Origin of the sequence: Rhodoferax ferrireducens (assembly GCF_049302455.1) — a bacterium.
In the GTDB taxonomy this organism is placed as follows: domain Bacteria; phylum Pseudomonadota; class Gammaproteobacteria; order Burkholderiales; family Burkholderiaceae_C; genus Rhodoferax; species Rhodoferax ferrireducens_B.
This window is the reverse complement of record NZ_JBAQMD010000088.1, coordinates 19,583-35,246: the sequence shown is the minus strand read 5'-3', so window position 1 is coordinate 35,246 and position 15,664 is coordinate 19,583. Positions and strand designations below refer to the sequence as shown.

The 15,664-nt window shown below is 58.5% G+C and carries 20 protein-coding genes and 1 tRNA gene; 2 read left to right on the top strand and 19 right to left on the bottom strand.

All coding sequences use genetic code 11. The features are described from left to right. Positions 1-14: 14 nt before the first annotated feature. From WA157_RS15430 to petA, 10 genes are all read right to left on the bottom strand, one after another. A complete protein-coding gene (locus WA157_RS15430) occupies positions 15-1,556 on the bottom strand; it encodes a transposase (protein WP_422621808.1) in 1,542 nt (513 codons plus the stop codon). A gap of 325 nt (positions 1,557-1,881) precedes the next feature. Next, positions 1,882-2,634, bottom strand: coding sequence for an amino acid ABC transporter ATP-binding protein (locus WA157_RS15425; protein ID WP_422621807.1), 753 nt, complete (start codon positions 2,632-2,634; stop codon positions 1,882-1,884). 4 nt (positions 2,635-2,638) lie between these two features. Beyond that, positions 2,639-3,292: an amino acid ABC transporter permease gene (locus WA157_RS15420; RefSeq protein WP_422621806.1), complete on the bottom strand. Its 654-nt coding sequence runs from the start codon at positions 3,290-3,292 to the stop codon at positions 2,639-2,641. A 102-nt stretch (positions 3,293-3,394) separates the two neighbouring features. Continuing rightward, entirely contained in the window at positions 3,395-4,183 is a 789-nt protein-coding gene (locus WA157_RS15415) for an amino acid ABC transporter substrate-binding protein (RefSeq protein ID WP_422621805.1), read from the bottom strand. Between the two features lie 222 nt (positions 4,184-4,405). Then, a tRNA-Thr gene (locus tag WA157_RS15410) sits at positions 4,406-4,481 on the bottom strand. A 49-nt stretch (positions 4,482-4,530) separates the two neighbouring features. Continuing rightward, on the bottom strand, positions 4,531-5,058 hold the full coding sequence (locus tag WA157_RS15405; protein ID WP_422621804.1) for a ClpXP protease specificity-enhancing factor: 528 nt from the start codon (positions 5,056-5,058) through the stop codon (positions 4,531-4,533). A gap of 18 nt (positions 5,059-5,076) precedes the next feature. After that, complete coding sequence (locus WA157_RS15400; RefSeq protein WP_296488007.1) at positions 5,077-5,688, bottom strand: glutathione S-transferase N-terminal domain-containing protein; 612 nt, start codon at positions 5,686-5,688, stop codon at positions 5,077-5,079. 155 nt (positions 5,689-5,843) lie between these two features. Beyond that, positions 5,844-6,617: a cytochrome c1 gene (locus WA157_RS15395; protein WP_422621803.1), complete on the bottom strand. Its 774-nt coding sequence runs from the start codon at positions 6,615-6,617 to the stop codon at positions 5,844-5,846. Between the two features lie 15 nt (positions 6,618-6,632). Beyond that, positions 6,633-8,033, bottom strand: a complete 1,401-nt coding sequence (locus WA157_RS15390; protein WP_422621802.1) for a cytochrome b — start codon at positions 8,031-8,033, stop codon at positions 6,633-6,635. Between the two features lie 11 nt (positions 8,034-8,044). Beyond that, a complete protein-coding gene (petA, locus tag WA157_RS15385; protein WP_422621801.1) occupies positions 8,045-8,659 on the bottom strand; it encodes a ubiquinol-cytochrome c reductase iron-sulfur subunit in 615 nt (204 codons plus the stop codon). 164 nt (positions 8,660-8,823) lie between these two features. On the opposite strand from petA, the gene mscL reads away from it, so the two are divergent. Beyond that, positions 8,824-9,252, top strand: a complete 429-nt coding sequence (gene mscL / locus WA157_RS15380; RefSeq protein WP_422621810.1) for a large conductance mechanosensitive channel protein MscL — start codon at positions 8,824-8,826, stop codon at positions 9,250-9,252. A 59-nt stretch (positions 9,253-9,311) separates the two neighbouring features. Here mscL and pdxA read toward each other — a convergent pair whose 3' ends face one another. Genes pdxA through WA157_RS15365 form a run of 3 tightly spaced genes read right to left on the bottom strand, consistent with a single transcriptional unit; the run spans position 9,312 to position 11,685 of the window. Continuing rightward, a complete protein-coding gene (pdxA, locus tag WA157_RS15375; RefSeq protein WP_422621800.1) occupies positions 9,312-10,361 on the bottom strand; it encodes a 4-hydroxythreonine-4-phosphate dehydrogenase PdxA in 1,050 nt (349 codons plus the stop codon). A 14-nt stretch (positions 10,362-10,375) separates the two neighbouring features. Beyond that, complete coding sequence (locus WA157_RS15370; protein ID WP_422621799.1) at positions 10,376-11,134, bottom strand: Nif3-like dinuclear metal center hexameric protein; 759 nt, start codon at positions 11,132-11,134, stop codon at positions 10,376-10,378. A gap of 56 nt (positions 11,135-11,190) precedes the next feature. Next, a complete protein-coding gene (locus tag WA157_RS15365) occupies positions 11,191-11,685 on the bottom strand; it encodes a hypothetical protein (RefSeq protein WP_422621798.1) in 495 nt (164 codons plus the stop codon). Positions 11,686-11,732: 47 nt separating this feature from the next. Between WA157_RS15365 and WA157_RS15360 the strand changes: the two genes are divergently transcribed. After that, positions 11,733-12,875 carry a S1C family serine protease gene (locus tag WA157_RS15360; RefSeq protein WP_422621797.1) on the top strand — a complete coding sequence of 381 codons (1,143 nt, stop codon included), beginning with the start codon at positions 11,733-11,735 and terminating at the stop codon, positions 12,873-12,875. Positions 12,876-12,882: 7 nt separating this feature from the next. Here WA157_RS15360 and tatC read toward each other — a convergent pair whose 3' ends face one another. The 6 genes from tatC to WA157_RS15330 all read right to left on the bottom strand — a co-directional run bounded on the left by tatC (position 12,883) and on the right by WA157_RS15330 (position 15,664). Then, the gene (gene tatC / locus WA157_RS15355; RefSeq protein ID WP_422621796.1) at positions 12,883-13,674 is read right to left on the bottom strand and encodes a twin-arginine translocase subunit TatC; all 792 of its coding nucleotides are present in this window, start codon (positions 13,672-13,674) and stop codon (positions 12,883-12,885) included. Beyond that, on the bottom strand, positions 13,674-14,138 hold the full coding sequence (tatB, locus tag WA157_RS15350; RefSeq protein WP_422621795.1) for a Sec-independent protein translocase protein TatB: 465 nt from the start codon (positions 14,136-14,138) through the stop codon (positions 13,674-13,676). Before tatB ends, tatC begins: the two co-directional genes overlap by 1 nt. A gap of 41 nt (positions 14,139-14,179) precedes the next feature. After that, positions 14,180-14,419, bottom strand: coding sequence for a Sec-independent protein translocase subunit TatA (gene tatA / locus WA157_RS15345; protein ID WP_422621794.1), 240 nt, complete (start codon positions 14,417-14,419; stop codon positions 14,180-14,182). Positions 14,420-14,487: 68 nt separating this feature from the next. Next, the gene (locus WA157_RS15340; protein WP_422621793.1) at positions 14,488-14,859 is read right to left on the bottom strand and encodes a histidine triad nucleotide-binding protein; all 372 of its coding nucleotides are present in this window, start codon (positions 14,857-14,859) and stop codon (positions 14,488-14,490) included. Next, on the bottom strand, positions 14,859-15,275 hold the full coding sequence (locus tag WA157_RS15335) for a DUF4870 family protein (RefSeq protein WP_422621792.1): 417 nt from the start codon (positions 15,273-15,275) through the stop codon (positions 14,859-14,861). The genes WA157_RS15340 and WA157_RS15335 overlap by 1 nt, the downstream gene beginning before the upstream one ends. After that, positions 15,272-15,664 carry a phosphoribosyl-ATP diphosphatase gene (locus WA157_RS15330; protein ID WP_422621791.1) on the bottom strand — a complete coding sequence of 131 codons (393 nt, stop codon included), beginning with the start codon at positions 15,662-15,664 and terminating at the stop codon, positions 15,272-15,274. The genes WA157_RS15335 and WA157_RS15330 overlap by 4 nt, the downstream gene beginning before the upstream one ends.

Genomic DNA, 15,664 nt, shown 5'->3' with positions numbered 1-15,664 from the left:
CCTAAATCCGGCAGTTACCCTGCCATCGTGAGTTGATCCGTTCGGTGCCACGGCGGCAAAGGGCGGGTTATTTTCGCCACCACGTAGTCCAGGAACGTCTTCCAACGGTCTGTCAGAGGCAACTGCTCCGCAACATCCCTTACATGACTCAAGGCCGCGCGGATATTGGCGATGAGCCCGATCAGCTTGTCAATGGCTGCGTGCATGGGCGTGAGATACAGCGTGGTTTGTCCCGCATGCTTGACGGCTCGGCCCACACTGGCGAGCAATAGCGCTCGGCTGGTGATGGCCTCCATCCTGACGCCCGGCTTGGCGGCCCGGCAATACCATGACCACCAGTTGTACACGAGCGCCACGGCGCGGGCACTGGTCTGACAACGCTCAATGTCCTGGGTCGTGAACCCGCCCCAACCCCACTGATTCTTCAACTCATCAAAGCCGTTTTCGCAGTCCGCTCGGTCCCGATAGAGCTGACCGAAAGCGTCCAAGGCGTAGGCGCTGTTGGTCACCAACACCGCATACTCCCAGGCCTGCACGTCCTTGTCGGGCATTAGCAGTTCAATTTGCTCGCCCGGTTCATTCTTGGTCTTGCGACTCAGCGCCAAATCGGCTTTAACGGCACGACGCAGTATGACCACCCGACGCGACCGGTCCCAGCCCGAGAGTTTGAGGGTGTCTTCGACGGCGCTCCAACCCTGGTCGCTGGCTCCGGGTGTAGTCCAGTCATCACGCGCGAATTGACGCGCCAATAATTTTTTGACGCCTACCGTCTGGCGCAACTTGAACAGGTAGGGCTGGGCACGATCCTCCAGTTCGGCAATGAAGGGCTCGTTGCCAAAGCCGCAGTCCCCCCGAACCAAGGCCGGGCGCTGTTGGTCGCCCAGCTTTTCCAGCACGCCGATCAGGCCAGGTCGTGCCTTGGCAGCGCTGTGCTCTTTGCCGGGTGAGACCACTACGTCAAGTACCAAGCGCAGGTTGGCGACCCAGTAGGTGTGCAGGGCGTGGCTGGGGCGACCGGGCTTGTGCGGGTTGTAGCTGACCTCAGCCCCGCTTTGCTTGCCGTACAAGGGTTTGATGGTGGTGTCGATATCCAGAATCCACGGGGTGTTCAATGCCGCTTGCACGCTGCTCAGGAGTTGGGGCACAAGCCAAGTTTGGCTTTGCTCGGCGTTCATGCGTGACAACGAGCGACGCAACGCGTCTTCGCTGATGATCTTCTGCATTCCTAGAATCTGGGGACTCACGGCGTCGCCGCGAAGGCCTGTGATGTGGGCGTAGCGGTTGTGACCAGCCAGTATGCCCAGCAGCCATGTTCCCAGCACATCGCGTTTGCTGTGCGCGTTGGGACTGGTGTAGCTCAAGGGGCAGCTGTTGACCCAGGATTCGTAGACGCCGGTGGTGGCCAAGAACTCGGCGAAGAAGGTCAACTGTGCGTTCGGTGTGGCGCTGGCACCATGGTCCCACTGCACGTGGATTCGACCGCCCGGGGTGTCCACCACCATGGCCTCCAGTGCCTGTGTTTGGACAGCAACTTGACGTCTTTTTGCTTCACCCATTTGGTGACCTCGATAAATCCGTTGAAACTGGCTCCCAGTCTAGCTTGCAGCCGGTTTATGAGACGTCAACTGCCGGAAATAGGTTCAGTGAAACCTTGTGCCAGATTATGCAGGGTAAACCCTAATCTTGACCGTGGAGCCGGGGTGCAGATTTAGAGACATCAGTGCCAAAGAATGCTGCCTTTGCCATGCGTGATGGGAGCGTGCCGGCAACCCTTGACCTGTGCGTCTTGAACAATACTCCTGAATAAGTAGCTGTCAAGGTTTATTACACGGGGGCTACAGCCTGATTTGATATAAATCTTCAGACATTCCCGGCGCCTGTTTAGAGCATTTTCTCCAGAAAAGCTCGGGTGCGGGGATGCTCCGGGGCCGCAAACAGCTCGCGCGCCGGGCGCGCTTCGACGATGGTCCCGCCGTCCATGAAGACGACGCGGCCGGCAACTTCACGGGCGAATGCCATTTCATGCGTGACGACAATCATCGTCATGTGCTCCTCGGCCAATGCGCGCATGGTGTTCAGCACTTCGCCGGTGAGCTCAGGATCCAGCGCCGAGGTTGGCTCATCGAACAGCATGATGTCGGGCTCCATCGCCAGGGCCCGCGCGATGGCCACGCGCTGCTTCTGGCCGCCAGACAGGCGCGAAGGATAACTGTCGCGCTTGTCGAACAGTCCGACCTTGCGTAAGAGGGCCTCGGCCTTGGGGACGATGTCATCCAGGCGCGCCGTCTTCACCGTCAGCGGCGCCTCGATGAGGTTTTGCAGGACGGTCAGATGAGGAAACAGGTTGAAGTGCTGAAAGACCATGCCCATCTTGCGACAGACGCGGCGGATATCGGCTTCCGGCACGTACTTGCAGTGGCCCTGGGCATCGGTTGCCACCAGCATCTCGCCTTCGATCTCTATGCTGCCGCGGTGGATGGTCTCCAGATGGATCAAGCAGCGCAGGAAGGTGCTCTTGCCCGATCCTGAGGGACCGATGACGGCGAGCACCTCGCCCTTGTCGACGTCCAGCGAAACCCCCTTGAGCACTTCCACCGGGCCGAAACGCTTGTGCACATCGACGGCGCGAATCATCGGACTATTCATCATAAACAGCGTGTTTCTTTTCCAGACGCTGGAAGCCGTAGGTCAGCACCAGGGTCATGAACAGATAGAAGGCGGCCGCCACCACAAACGGCATCGTCGTGAAATCGCGCTGAACAATGCCGCGTGCCGCGCGCAGCAGATCATTCATGGCCAGCACATAGATCAGCGAGGTATCCTTGACCAGCGTGATGGTCTCGTTGCTCATCGGCGGCAAGATACGTTTGAGCACTTGCGGCAGCACGATGCGGCGCATGGTCTGGGGATAGCTCAGTCCCAGTACCTGGGCGCCTTCGTACTGACCCCGGTCAATCGACTGGATGCCGGCGCGGAAGATCTCCGCAAAATAGGCGGAGTAGTTCAGCACAAAGGCGAGGATCGCCGACGGAAAGTCAGGCAGACGCACACCAATGACCGGAATGAAGGGCAAGGCAAAGTAGATGAACAGCATCTGCAGCATCAGCGGCGTGCCGCGCATCAGCCAGATATAGCCGTTGACCAGGCCACTCAGAAAGCGAAAGCGTGAAATTCTGAGCAAGGCCAGGCCCAGACCGAGCGGCACCGCGAGCACCAGCGTGATCAGGAAGACCTGAAGCGTGACGCCACTGCCCTGCAACAGGGGGGGCAAGATGTCGGCTAGGTAGTTCATGGAAAGGTTTCAGAGCCCAGAAATAAAAATCCGGCCGGGTAGACGCGCAGTGCGCCTACCGGATGGCCGGATGACCGATGTCAGTCCCGGAACTTGGCCGGCTTATTTCTTGACGATGTCCTTGCCGAACCATTGGGTCGAAATCTTGGCGGCGGTGCCATCGGCCTTCATGTCGTCCAGTGCCTTGTCCAACTTGGCGGCCAACTCGGTGTCGCTCTTGCGCGTGCCGACGCCGTAGTCTTCGGTGCCGAAATTGTCCTCCAGCACACGGTACTCACCCGGTTTCTTGCCGGTGTAATAGCGGCCGACGATTTCATCCACCACCAGCGCATCCAGGCGCCCGGCAGAGAGATCCATCAGCGCCGTGACGTTGTCGCCGAACTTCTTGAGTTCCTTGATCGACTTGGCTGTGGCTTCGTCCTTTTGAATGGCCTCAACCGCGCTGCTGCCATCCTGCACACCCACCACCTTGCCGGCAAGTTCCGCTTTCGTCTTGATCGGCGACTTTTCGGTCACCACAATGATCTGGCGGTTTTCGAGGTAGGGCTTGGTAAACAGAATGTTGGCCTTGCGCTCTTCGGTGATCGTCAGACCGTTCCATAACACGTCGATGCGATTGCCATTGAGCTCGGATTCTTTGGCGCTCCAGTCGATGGGCTTGAAGCTCACCGCCACACCGAGGCGCTTGCCCGCCTCCTTGGCCAGATCGATGTCAAAGCCAATCAGCTCATTCTTGTCATCGCGAAAACCCATCGGCGGGAAATTGTCATCCAGACCAATAACAATCGCTTTGGCTGGTGCCGGGGCTGCGGGGGCTTCCTTCTTGCCGCAGCCAGTCAACACAATCGCACCCATCAGGCCAGCCATCAACCACAAAACGTGTTTTTTCATTTATTGTTCCAATTGTGAAAGGTTTATGCCTTCTCAAGGTGCATCAAGCAACAGGCTCTGCAGCCGCCCGTCGAGAGTCCGGGCCTCCCCTTGTTCAAGCCGATTGATTTTAGCGGGAACCCAGGGCTGCTTTTTGCCGCTGGCAGGCCTGCTCATTCAGACAAGAAAAAACCCGCTCTTCAGTGGAGAAGGCGGGTTTCTGAGGAGTGACCACTGGTAATGTGGTGCCGATTGTCGGATTCGAACTGACGACCTACCGCTTACAAGGCGGTTGCTCTACCAACTGAGCTAAATCGGCATTGTTTTATTTTACTGGACTCATCCTGGATTTCAGGAGCAAGCCACCTTTATTTCACCCGTGTCAGTGCCGGTCTCGCGCCGGGGATCGGGGGTCGGGGTGGATTCGGATCTTTGCCCGTCTCATCGTTTGGCTGCTCTGACTCGACGCTCGTCAATTGAACCGGCGCCAGTGGCCGCTCGGTCGTGTCATCGCGGGCTGGCACGGAAACCAGATTTTTTGAGGCTGATGCAACGGCCTTAGCCGGTTGAGGGGTGCTCAATGGGAAAGCCATACCTTGCCCATTTTCCCGCGCGTAAATGGCGCTGACTTGGTGAACCGGCACGACGATTTCACGTGCCGTTCCGCCAAAGCGCGCTTTGAATTCGATGAAGTCATTGCCGAGTTGCAGCGAACTCGTGGCATCAAGGCTGAGGTTAAGCACAATCTGCCCGTCTTTCACGTACTCGCGCGGAACCCGCACACTGTCGTCCACCGCCACGGCAAGATAAGGCGTGAACCCATTGTCGGTACACCACTCGTACAAAGCCCGAATGAGATAGGGACGAGTGGAGGGGGTGTCGGTGGCGTCAATCATGGAGCTTTGGACAGGCGCTTATTTGCGCATGACTTTCTCGGAAGGCGTCAACGCTTCAATATAGGCTGGGCGCGAAAAAATGCGCTCGGCATATTTGAGCAAGGGCGCTGCATTTTTGCTGAGATCAATGCCGTAGTAATCCAGGCGCCACAGCAGCGGGGCAATGGCAACATCGAGCATCGAGAAACCGTCACCCAACATGTATTTGTTTTTCAGGAAAACCGGCGCCAGTTGGGTCAATCGATCACGAATGTGAGCCCGCGCTTTTTCCAACACCTTCTCGTTGCTCTTGGCCGCGCGTGACTCCAGCGTGGACACATGGACAAACAACTCCTTCTCAAAATTGAGCAGGAACAGCCGGACCCGAGCCCGATCCACGGGGTCGCCGGGCATCAACTGCGGGTGCGGAAAGCGCTCGTCAATGTACTCATTGATGATGTTCGATTCGTACAAAATCAAATCACGCTCCACCAGGATCGGCACCTGGCCGTAGGGATTCATCACACTGATGTCTTCGGGCTTGTTGTACAGATCAACGTCGCGAATCTCAAAGTCCATGCCTTTTTCAAACAGGACAAAACGGCAACGGTGGGAAAAAGGGCAGGTAGTTCCTGAATACAACACCATCATGATGGAAGCTCCTAAAAATCAAAACATAGTTTCATTGCACGCTGACTTGGGTACAAGTCATGCTGAAACTAAAAGGAGTGGGATGCTCAATGCAACCCCACTCCGCAAAACTCAAGTCGCGCCTTATCAAGCGCAACCCAAGCGTCAAACCCGCACTACTTGATATCTTTCCAGTAGGCAGCGTTGAGTCGCCAAGTTAACACGGAGAATACGCCGAGGAACAACAAAACCCAGATGCCGACGCGAACCCGTGTATTTTGAACGGGCTCCCCCATCCACTGCAAATAGCTCACCAGGTCGCCCACGGTCTGGTCGTACTGCTGGGCGGTCATGCTGCCGGGCTTGAGCTGCTCCCAACCCTTGAACACTTCCACTGCGTTGCCATGTTCCGTGAGCGTTTCAAAGATGGGGCGACGCTCACCCTGCAACTGCCACAAGACGTGCGGCATGGCGACATTGGGAAACAGCATATTGTTCCAGCCGGTGGGTTTTGTTTCGTCCTTGTAGAACGAGCGCATGTAGGTGTACAGGTAGTCGGCACCACTGCCACCGGCACCGGCGCGGGAGCGGGCGATAACGGTGAGGTCGGGCGGGTTGACGCCAAACCAGGCCTTGGCCTGCTGCGGGTCAATGGCCGCCTTCATGGTGTCGCCGATTTTGGTGTTGGTCACGAGCAGGTTGTCTTTGATCTGCTGCTCGGTCAGGCCGATGTCTGTCAGGCGGTTGTAACGCATGAACGACGCTGAATGGCAATTCAGGCAATAGTTGACAAAAATCTTGGCGCCATTTTGCAGCGCTCCCATGTCATTGGTCTTGTTGGGCGCCTTGTCCCAGGCCGGACCGCCGACATTGGCTTGAGCAGTTGTGGCCAGGCCAAGTGCCAGCAGCAAGCCGAGAATAATTTTTTGAGTGAAACCCATGGTTTTCATAACTTGTTCTTCCCTTCAATGCGCCGTAAAGGTGACGCGATCCGGCACCGGCTTGGGCGTTCCAATACGACTCCACCAAGGCATCAGCATGAAAAAACCGAAGTAAAACAAGGTTCCGGCTTGAGAGATGCGCCCGCCGATGGCCGATGGCGGTTGTGTGCCCAGGTAACCCAGCACGACAAAATTGATGACGAAAATCAGATACAGGTACTTGTGCCAACTGGGCCGGTAGCGGATCGACTTGACTTCGCAGTTATCGAGCCAAGGCAGGAAAAACAAAATCACAACCCCGCCGCCCATTGAGACCACGCCCCAGAATTTCGCATCAATGGAAAGCATCATGGCCACAACAACCAGCGCCCCACCAGCAATCAAACCCTTGAACAGAGTGGGCATCTTGCCCTTGACCACAGCCAGCGTGGCACCAACCACCACACAGGCAATCAGCGCGTACATCATCTCGCTGGTGACGGCACGCAGCAACGTGTAATAAGGCGTGAAGTACCAGACCGGTGCGATATGCAGAGGCGTCTGGAACGGATCGGCCGGGATGAAGTTGTTGTACTCCAGGAAGTAGCCGCCCATCTCCGGCGCAAAAAAGATGATGGCGGTAAACACCATCAAAAACACGCTGACCGCAAAAATGTCATGCACCGTGTAGTAGGGGTGGAATGGGATGCCGTCCAGCGGGATGCCGTTGGCACCTTTGGTGGCCTTGATCTCGACGCCGTCCGGGTTGTTGGAGCCGACCTCATGCAGGGCAATGATGTGTGCCACCACCAGACCCAGCAAAACCAGCGGCACGGCAATCACGTGAAAGCTGAAGAAGCGGTTCAGCGTGGCGTCTCCCACCACGAAGTCACCGCGAATCAGCAGCGCCAGATCGGGGCCAACGAAGGGGATGGCGGAAAACAAATTGACAATCACCTGGGCGCCCCAGTAGCTCATCTGGCCCCAAGGCAAGAGGTAGCCCATGAAGGCTTCGGCCATCAAGGCCAGGAAAATAGCGCAGCCAAACAGCCAGGTCAGCTCGCGGGGTTTGCGGTAGCTGCCGTAAATCAGGCCACGGTACATGTGCAGATAGACCACCAGAAAGAACGCTGAGGCTCCGGTGGAATGCATGTAGCGAATCAGCCAGCCCCAGGGCACATCGCGCATGATGTATTCGACCGAGCCGAAGGCCAGAGCTGCATCGGGCTTGTAGTGCATGGTCAGGAAAATGCCGGTGACAATTTGAATCACCAGCACCAGCAGCGAGAGCACACCAAAAACGTACCAGATGTTGAAATTCTTCGGCGCGTAATACTCGCTCATATGCTCTTTGAAGAGCTTGGACAGCGGGAACCGGTTGTCGATCCAGTTCAGCAGCTTTTCACCGGCGGCGGCGTTGGGGGAAATTTCGTGGAATTCAGCCATGATGTGTACCTTTAGGCCTTTTTGTCGTCGCCGATGAGCAACCGGGTGTCAGAGAGATAGACGTGGGGCGGCACTTCGAGGTTGTCCGGTGCGGGCTTGTTCTTGAAAACGCGCCCGGCCAGATCGAATGTTGAGCCATGGCAGGGACAGAAGAAACCGCCTTGCCAGTCGTCCGGCAGCGAGGGCTGTGCACCAGTCTGGAACTTGTCAGAGGGTGAGCAGCCCAGGTGGGTGCAAATGCCCACGGCTACAAAGTACTCCGGTTTGATCGAGCGGGTGGCGTTGCGCGCGTATTCGGGGGCCTGCTCGGCGGGCTTGCGTGTGGAATTTGGGTCGGCCAACTGGGGGTCCAGCGCGGACAGTGCCGCCAGTTGTTCTGGTGTGCGACGCATGATCCAGACCGGTTTACCGCGCCACTCCACGGTCATTTTTTCACCGGGCTTCAGTGCCGAAATGTCTGCCTCTACGGCTGCACCCGCTGCTTTGGCTTTTTCAGACGGCTGAAAACTGCTGACAAAAGGAACGACTGCGGCAATGCCGCCGGCGGCGCCGGCGCAACTGGTGGCGATCAGCCAAGTACGCTTGCTGTCGTCAACACTGCCGCTATGGGCAAGGGTTTCACTCATGGGAATCCTCAAGAAAAACAACACTAGGGAGGGGGGTATGCAACTTTGGATTGTAGCTGACGGCTTATTGCCGGCTGAACCGGTGGCGCTTGCGTTTGCAGCTTGCGCAAGCTGCCGATTTGATTCAGGATTTAGACTTTTGGTTATCAACAGGAGTTAAAAAAATGGCAATGATGCAAGAATTCAAGGAGTTTGCCGTCAAAGGCAATGTGATGGATCTCGCCGTCGGCGTGATTATTGGTGCCGCTTTCGGCAAGATCGTCGAATCCGTGGTGGGCGATCTGGTGATGCCGGTGGTCGGGGCGATCATCGGAAAACTGGATTTTTCCAATCTTTTCGTGGCACTTCGGCAGGCGCCGGAAGGCACCGCGATGACCCTGGACGCGCTGAAAAAGGCCGGCGTTCCGGTCCTGGCCTACGGCAACTTCATCACGGTGGCGGTTAACTTTGCCATTTTGGCGTTCATCATTTTCCTGATGGTCAAGCAGATCAACCGGCTCAAGAGAAGTGCACCGCCGCCGCCCGCTCCCGCCCCAGCGCCAGCCGAAGATGTCTTGTTGTTGCGTGAAATCCGGGACAGCCTGAGAAAGTAGGTATGCTATTGTATTGATAGCGAATTACGCTTATTGGACGGGGGCTAGCCAGCAATTTTCTATAAATTTTGCAGCTGACTCAGACGCCGTGCCATGACGATGGCCGCCAGCAGGCTGGATGCGTCCGCCTGACCGGTGCCCGCAATGTCGAACGCGGTGCCGTGGTCCGGGCTGGTGCGCACCAGCGGCAGCCCGAGCGTCACATTGACACCCTGCTCGACGCCCAGGTATTTCACCGGGATCAAGCCCTGGTCGTGGTACATCGCCAGCACCGCATCAAATTCACCCGGCTGGCCCGGTTTGGCGCGCGCGCGCATGAACACGGTATCGGGCGCGAACGGGCCGCTGACTTTCATCCCTAAAGCGCTTGCCGCCGCAATGGCGGGCGCGATGATGTCAATTTCTTCACGGCCAAACAGCCCGCCTTCACCGGCATGGGGGTTGAGCCCGGCCACCGCGATACGCGGTGCACGACCCAGGCTGGCGCTCAAGGCCGCATGGGCAATGCGCAGCGTCTGCAACACGTTGTCAAAAGTGACGGCTTCAAGCGCAGCGCGCAAGGACACATGAATGCTCACCAGCACCACGCGCAACTCATCATTGGCCAGCATCATGCGCACCGGCAGATCCGCCAGCGCCTTGTGGGTATGCGCCGCCGCCAGCGCTTGCAGCATTTCGGTGTGCCCCGGATAGTGGGTGCCGGGTGTGCCCGCGAGCGCAAGTGCCTCCTTGTTCAATGGCGCCGTGACCAGCGCGGCAATCTCACCGCGTAAAGCGGCTTGCGCGGCCCAGATCACGCACTCGGCGGCCAGTTTTCCCGCCTCGGCGCTCAGGCGGCCAAACGGCACGGGCTCCGCCAGAGCCCCGATCTGCAGCACTGGCAGGCAGCGCGGCGGCACGTTGAGGGCCTCGGCCGGGGATTCCAGCAAGGCCACGGGCAAGGGAATTGCGCCCGCGTCGATCAAACGGGCGGCTCGCCGCAGGGTCGCGACATCACCCGCCACAAAACAACCGCGTGTGAGTTCGGGCGCATCCCGGAACGCCTTGGCAATGATTTCAGGGCCAATGCCGGCGCAATCGCCGAGGGTGATGGCAATGGGTTTTTTCATGAGGCAGGGCGCTTTCAAGCCGGGTTGTCAATGTCAATGAATTCGTGCGCCAGGCCGAGCTGGGCCGCCACCTGTGCCGCCACGGCGGGCGCACCATAGCGTTCGCTGGCGTGGTGGCCGCAGGCCAGATAGGCCACGCCGCACTCGCGTGCCAAGTGCGCTTGCGGCTCAGAGATCTCGCCGGTGATGAAGGCATCGGCGCCAGCGGCAATGGCAGCTTCAAAATAGTTTTGCCCACCGCCGCTGCACCAAGCAATCTTTTTGATAGCGCTATGTGCAGGTCCGACGAGGGCTACAGGCCGATTTAGTACACATTCAATATGTTGGGCCAGCGTTTCGGCAGAGGCAAAACTGGCGGACGCCAGCGGTTCGCCCAGAAACCCCAGTTCCTGTTCGCCAAAGCGCGTCAGCGCGCGCAGACCCAGTTTCAGGCCCAGTTGCGCGTTGTTGCCCAGCTCCGCGTGCGCGTCCAGCGGCAGGTGGTAGGCGAACAGGTTGATGTCAGCGGCAAGCAGCAAGGCCAGGCGTGCTTTAAGCCAGCCCGTGATGCGCCCGTCCTGAGCGCGCCAGAATAAACCGTGATGGACAAAAATAGTGTCCGCTTGCGCGGCAATGGCTGCTTCGATCAAGGCCCGACTGGCGGTGACGCCGGAGACGATTTTGCGCACTGCGTCCGTGCCCTCGACCTGCAAGCCGTTGGGACCGTAGTCGCGAAAGCGCTCGGGTTGCAGCAGGGTGTCAAAGGCTTGCAGTAATTGTGTCCGACGGGTCATGTTGAAAACGGGTGGAGGGGCTCAAAAGTGTCTGGCTGGCGTCAGTCGCTGCATTGTCAATGAATTTTTGGGTCGGCCAGCGGCTGCTCGGCCAAAGCTGAATCAAGGCTGCTGTCGCAGCCCTGGCCGACGGCGATCCAGCGTTGCGCCCAGCCGGCCAGGATCGGTGCCAGTCCGGCAGCCAGCCCGGGCGTCAGGCGCTGCAAGCGCGCCGGCAAAACATGCTGCAACACAGCGACCGGTTCACACAAGGCGCCACAACGGTATTGACGCACATCGTCTTGCCAGCGTACGGCGACACAGGCGCCATGACGACGCCCCGACAAAATGACGCCCAGGGGGCAGGGCTCCAGCAGGCAGCATATCCCGCAACCATTGCAGGGCGCGCCCGGCGGCGGCTTGGGCGCTGCGTCGAGGTGAACGTGGATGACCTGGCGGTTCTTGAGCATGGAATGGCCGGACTGTACAGCGTCCACCGTGACAAAGCGCAAGCCTTGATAGTCCTTACACCTGTTTTGGCGTTGCCTGAAGCCTACAATTTGTCGCTTCATCTCCTGGTTCACCTAACTACTGCAAGGGCGTTTAGCCCGTTTTTCTTATGAAACGTTTCTGGTTGTTGTTTTCGCAAGCGGTCACCGTGGTGCTGGCAGCCTATTTTGTGGTTGGCACGCTCAAGCCCGATTGGCTGGCAAGCCGGTCAACGAGCTTTAGCACCGTGGCCTTGATGGAGGCGCCTGCCAGCAGTTCGGGCGTGGTGCCGCCGGGCAGTTTCAGACTGGCGGCGCAAAAATCTTCTGCGGCGGTGGTCAGCATCAACACCAGCAAGGCAGCCCGGAATGACCCGCGCAACCAGGACCCGTGGTTCAGGTTCTTCTTTGGCGAGCAGGGCAATGAGCCGCAGGTGGGTCTGGGCAGTGGCGTGATTGTGAGTGCCAGTGGTTATATCCTGACCAACAACCATGTGGTCGAGAGTGCCGATGAAATTGAGGTCGTCCTGAACGACAGTCGCCGCGCGCGAGCCAAGGTGATTGGCACCGACCCGGAGACCGACCTGGCGGTCTTGAAGATAGAACTCGACCGCCTGCCCGCGATTGTGCTGGGCAGCTCCGATGCGCTTCAGGTGGGAGACCAGGTGCTGGCTATTGGCAACCCTTTTGGTGTTGGGCAAACCGTCACCAGCGGGATCATCAGTGCGCTCGGGCGCAATCAGCTGGGTATCAACACCTTTGAGAACTTCATCCAGACCGATGCTGCCATCAACCCCGGCAACTCGGGGGGTGCGCTGGTGGATACCAGCGGCAATCTGCTGGGCATCAACACGGCGATCTATTCGCGCTCGGGCGGCAGCATGGGTATTGGTTTCGCCATACCGGTGGCGACCGCCAAACTGGTGCTGGAAGGCATTGTGAAGGACGGGCAGGTCACACGCGGCTGGATTGGTGTGGAGCCCAACGATCTGTCGCCCGAACTGGCCGAAACCTTTGGCGTCAAGGCCAAAGAAGGCGTGATCATCACCGGGGTGCTGCAAGATGGACCAGCGGCGCGAGCCGGCATCAAGCCCGGTGATGTGATTACCCAGGTGGCGGGCAAACCGGTCAGCAATGTGGCAGATTTACTGAGCAATGTTGCTGCCTTGAAGCCCGGGACAGCCTCCAAATTCAGCGTGCTGCGCCGTGACAGCCAAGTTGAGTTGGCCGTGACGCCCAGTGTGCGGCCCAAACAGCGCCGGCCAACGCCTTAAATCGGAATTAGACTTTTGCGGCATCGGCCGCGTCGTCCGGTGCCGCCGTGTGCTTGATGAAGACTTTGGCCGAAAAAATGCCGACCTCATACAGCAGGACCATCGGCAGCAACAAGGCAATCATGGAAACCGGATCGGGCGGTGTGACGAGACCGGCCACCGCTGCCGCACCAACGACAAAGTAAGTACGGAATGCCTTCAACTGCGTCACCGTCACGATCCCCATCCGGGCCAGAATCACAACGACGATGGGCACTTCAAAAGCGACACCAAACGCGATGAACATGGTGATGACGAAGTCAAGATAAGCCTCAATGTCAGGACTGACCGCCACCGAGATCGGCGCCATGCGCTGGATCGCTGGAAAGGCTTGCCCGAACACAAAGAAATAGCAGAACGCCGCACCCATGTAAAAAAGAACGGTGCTCGCCGCCACCAGCGGCAGCACAAGTTTCTTCTCGTGCTTGTAAAGGCCCGGGGCCACAAAGGCCCAGATCTGATAAAGAATCCAGGGCAGGGCCAAACCAATGGCCGCCAGCACCGACACCTTGATCGGCACCAAAAACGGCGAGACCACGCCCACCGCAATCATGCGCGAGCCTTCAGGCAGCGCCTTGACCAGCGGCATCGCCAGCAAGTCGTAAAGTTGGGACGGGCCAGGGTAGAACAGCAGCACTGCCAATACCGCGGCAATGCCATACACCGAGCGCAACAGCCGGTCGCGCAACTCAATCAGATGGGCGACAAACGGTTGTTCAGTGCCGGCGAGTTCATCTGTTTTGTTGACAGGATCAGTCATCAGTTAACTTTATGCGGCCGAAACCGGGCGACGCGAGCGGCCCCTGACAGCGCTCGGGTGCGGATGCCGGCGCGGGCTTTGTACCAGTTGGGTGTGGCACCCTGCTTAACGCGCCATTTTTTGTTCGGGTGCCGGTAGGCCGGGGGTGTGGGAGAAAAATCATGGAACGCTGTGTCGGTGGCCTGCGCGCTGGCGTCGGCCCAGTTTTTCTCGAAATCGGCAGCACTGGTCTGGATGGTGTTGTCCACGTCACGCACCGCGCTTTCAACCGTGTCTTTCATTTTCTTGAGCTCGTCGAGCTCCATGGAGCGGTTGACTTCGTCCTTGACGTCGGCCACATAGCGCCGCGCCCGTCCCAGCAAGGTGCCGATGGTCTTGGCCAGACCCGGCAGCTTTTCCGGGCCAATCACGATCAGGGCGATGCCACCGATGATGGCCAGCTTGGTGATGCCAATATCAATCACTTACAGATATCCTGCCGGCCTGCCAATGCAAAACCTGGCCATCAGGCCTTGGTCTTGGCTTCGACATCAATCGTTTCTTTGACCGCGGTGGCGCTGGAGGCAACCTGCTGCGGCGTAGCGGCCGGTGCGTCGGCTGCTTTGTCCGAGCCCTCTTTCATGCCATCTTTGAAGCCCTTGACCGCACCGCCCAGATCCGAGCCGATGTTGCGGAGTTTTTTGGTACCAAAAATCACGATGATGATGACTAAAAAAATAATCAGATGTGTTGTCGAAAATCCCATGAGTTTCTCCTGTCAAGTTGAGCCAATTTTAGTCGGCGAAGTACGGCCTGCGCGAAATGCTTTGAATATTAACCCTTGAGCCATGGGCGCGCGCCGCCCATCACGTGGATATGCAGGTGTCGCACCTCCTGGCGCCCCTCGTCGCCAGTGTTGCAGAGGATGCGAAACCCCCCCTGTGGGTAAGGATTACAGCCTTGCTGCAAGGCCAGCTGGGGCGCCAGCACCAGCATGCGCCCGAGCAGCGTCGTCTGTTCGGGGCCGACATGCGCCATGGACGGAATGTGCCGTTTGGGGACCACCAGGAAGTGCACCGGCGCCCACGGATGAATGTCATCGAAGACAAGGATTTCATCGTCCTGATACACCACTTTGGACGGAATCTTGCCCGCCACAATTTTGCAGAACAGGCAGTTGGGGTCACTGTCAACGATTTCATTCATCATGCGGGGAACTCCATGGGTAAGCCCTTGTTCATGCGCACCATGCCGGTGACGATGCGGTACAGAAACCAGGCTGAAATGACCAGCCAGGCGATCCAGCCGGGTATATAAAAGAGCAGCCACAAGGGTGCTGTCACCAAATAAAGCAAGGCGGCAATGATGACGGTGCGGATGCGCCAGGAGAAGTGCGAGGCGTGCCAGGTGCCCACGGCGTCCGAGCGCTTCACCAGGTCAATCATCAGGGCGACGACCAGCAGCACCGGGCCAAACTGGCCGCCCGGAATCAGGGCGCCAATGGCCACGATCAGGTGCAGGATGTAGCTGATGGTTCCGATGGTGTTGAGCGACTGCAGCTCCAGCAGCTTGGCGCGGTCCAGATCAGGGTCGTTGTTGGGGTTGGAATAGTCCTGGGTCATTGCGCGGCTCCGGGTTGTTCGTCTTCACGCGCGGTTACCTTGCGCATAGCTTTCTCTTCCAGGCCGCTGGTTCCCGCGCGCCGGTCCAACTCGGCCACCACATCGGCCGGGCTCAAGCCATAGTGCGCCAGCGCAATCATGCAGTGAAACCACAGATCAGCCACTTCGTAGACGACTTTTGTCTTGTCGCCGCCGTTATCCGCGTCTTTGGCAGCCATCACGACCTCGGTCGCTTCCTCGCCGATTTTTTTCAGGAACGCGTTCGGCCCTTTGTGCAGCAGGCGTGCGACGTAACTGGTGTCCGGGTCGCCGCCGTTTTGCGGCAGGCGGCTCTCGATGACCTGTGCCAAACGGGCCAAGGCGTCAGAAGTTGGAATGTTGGCTGTCAT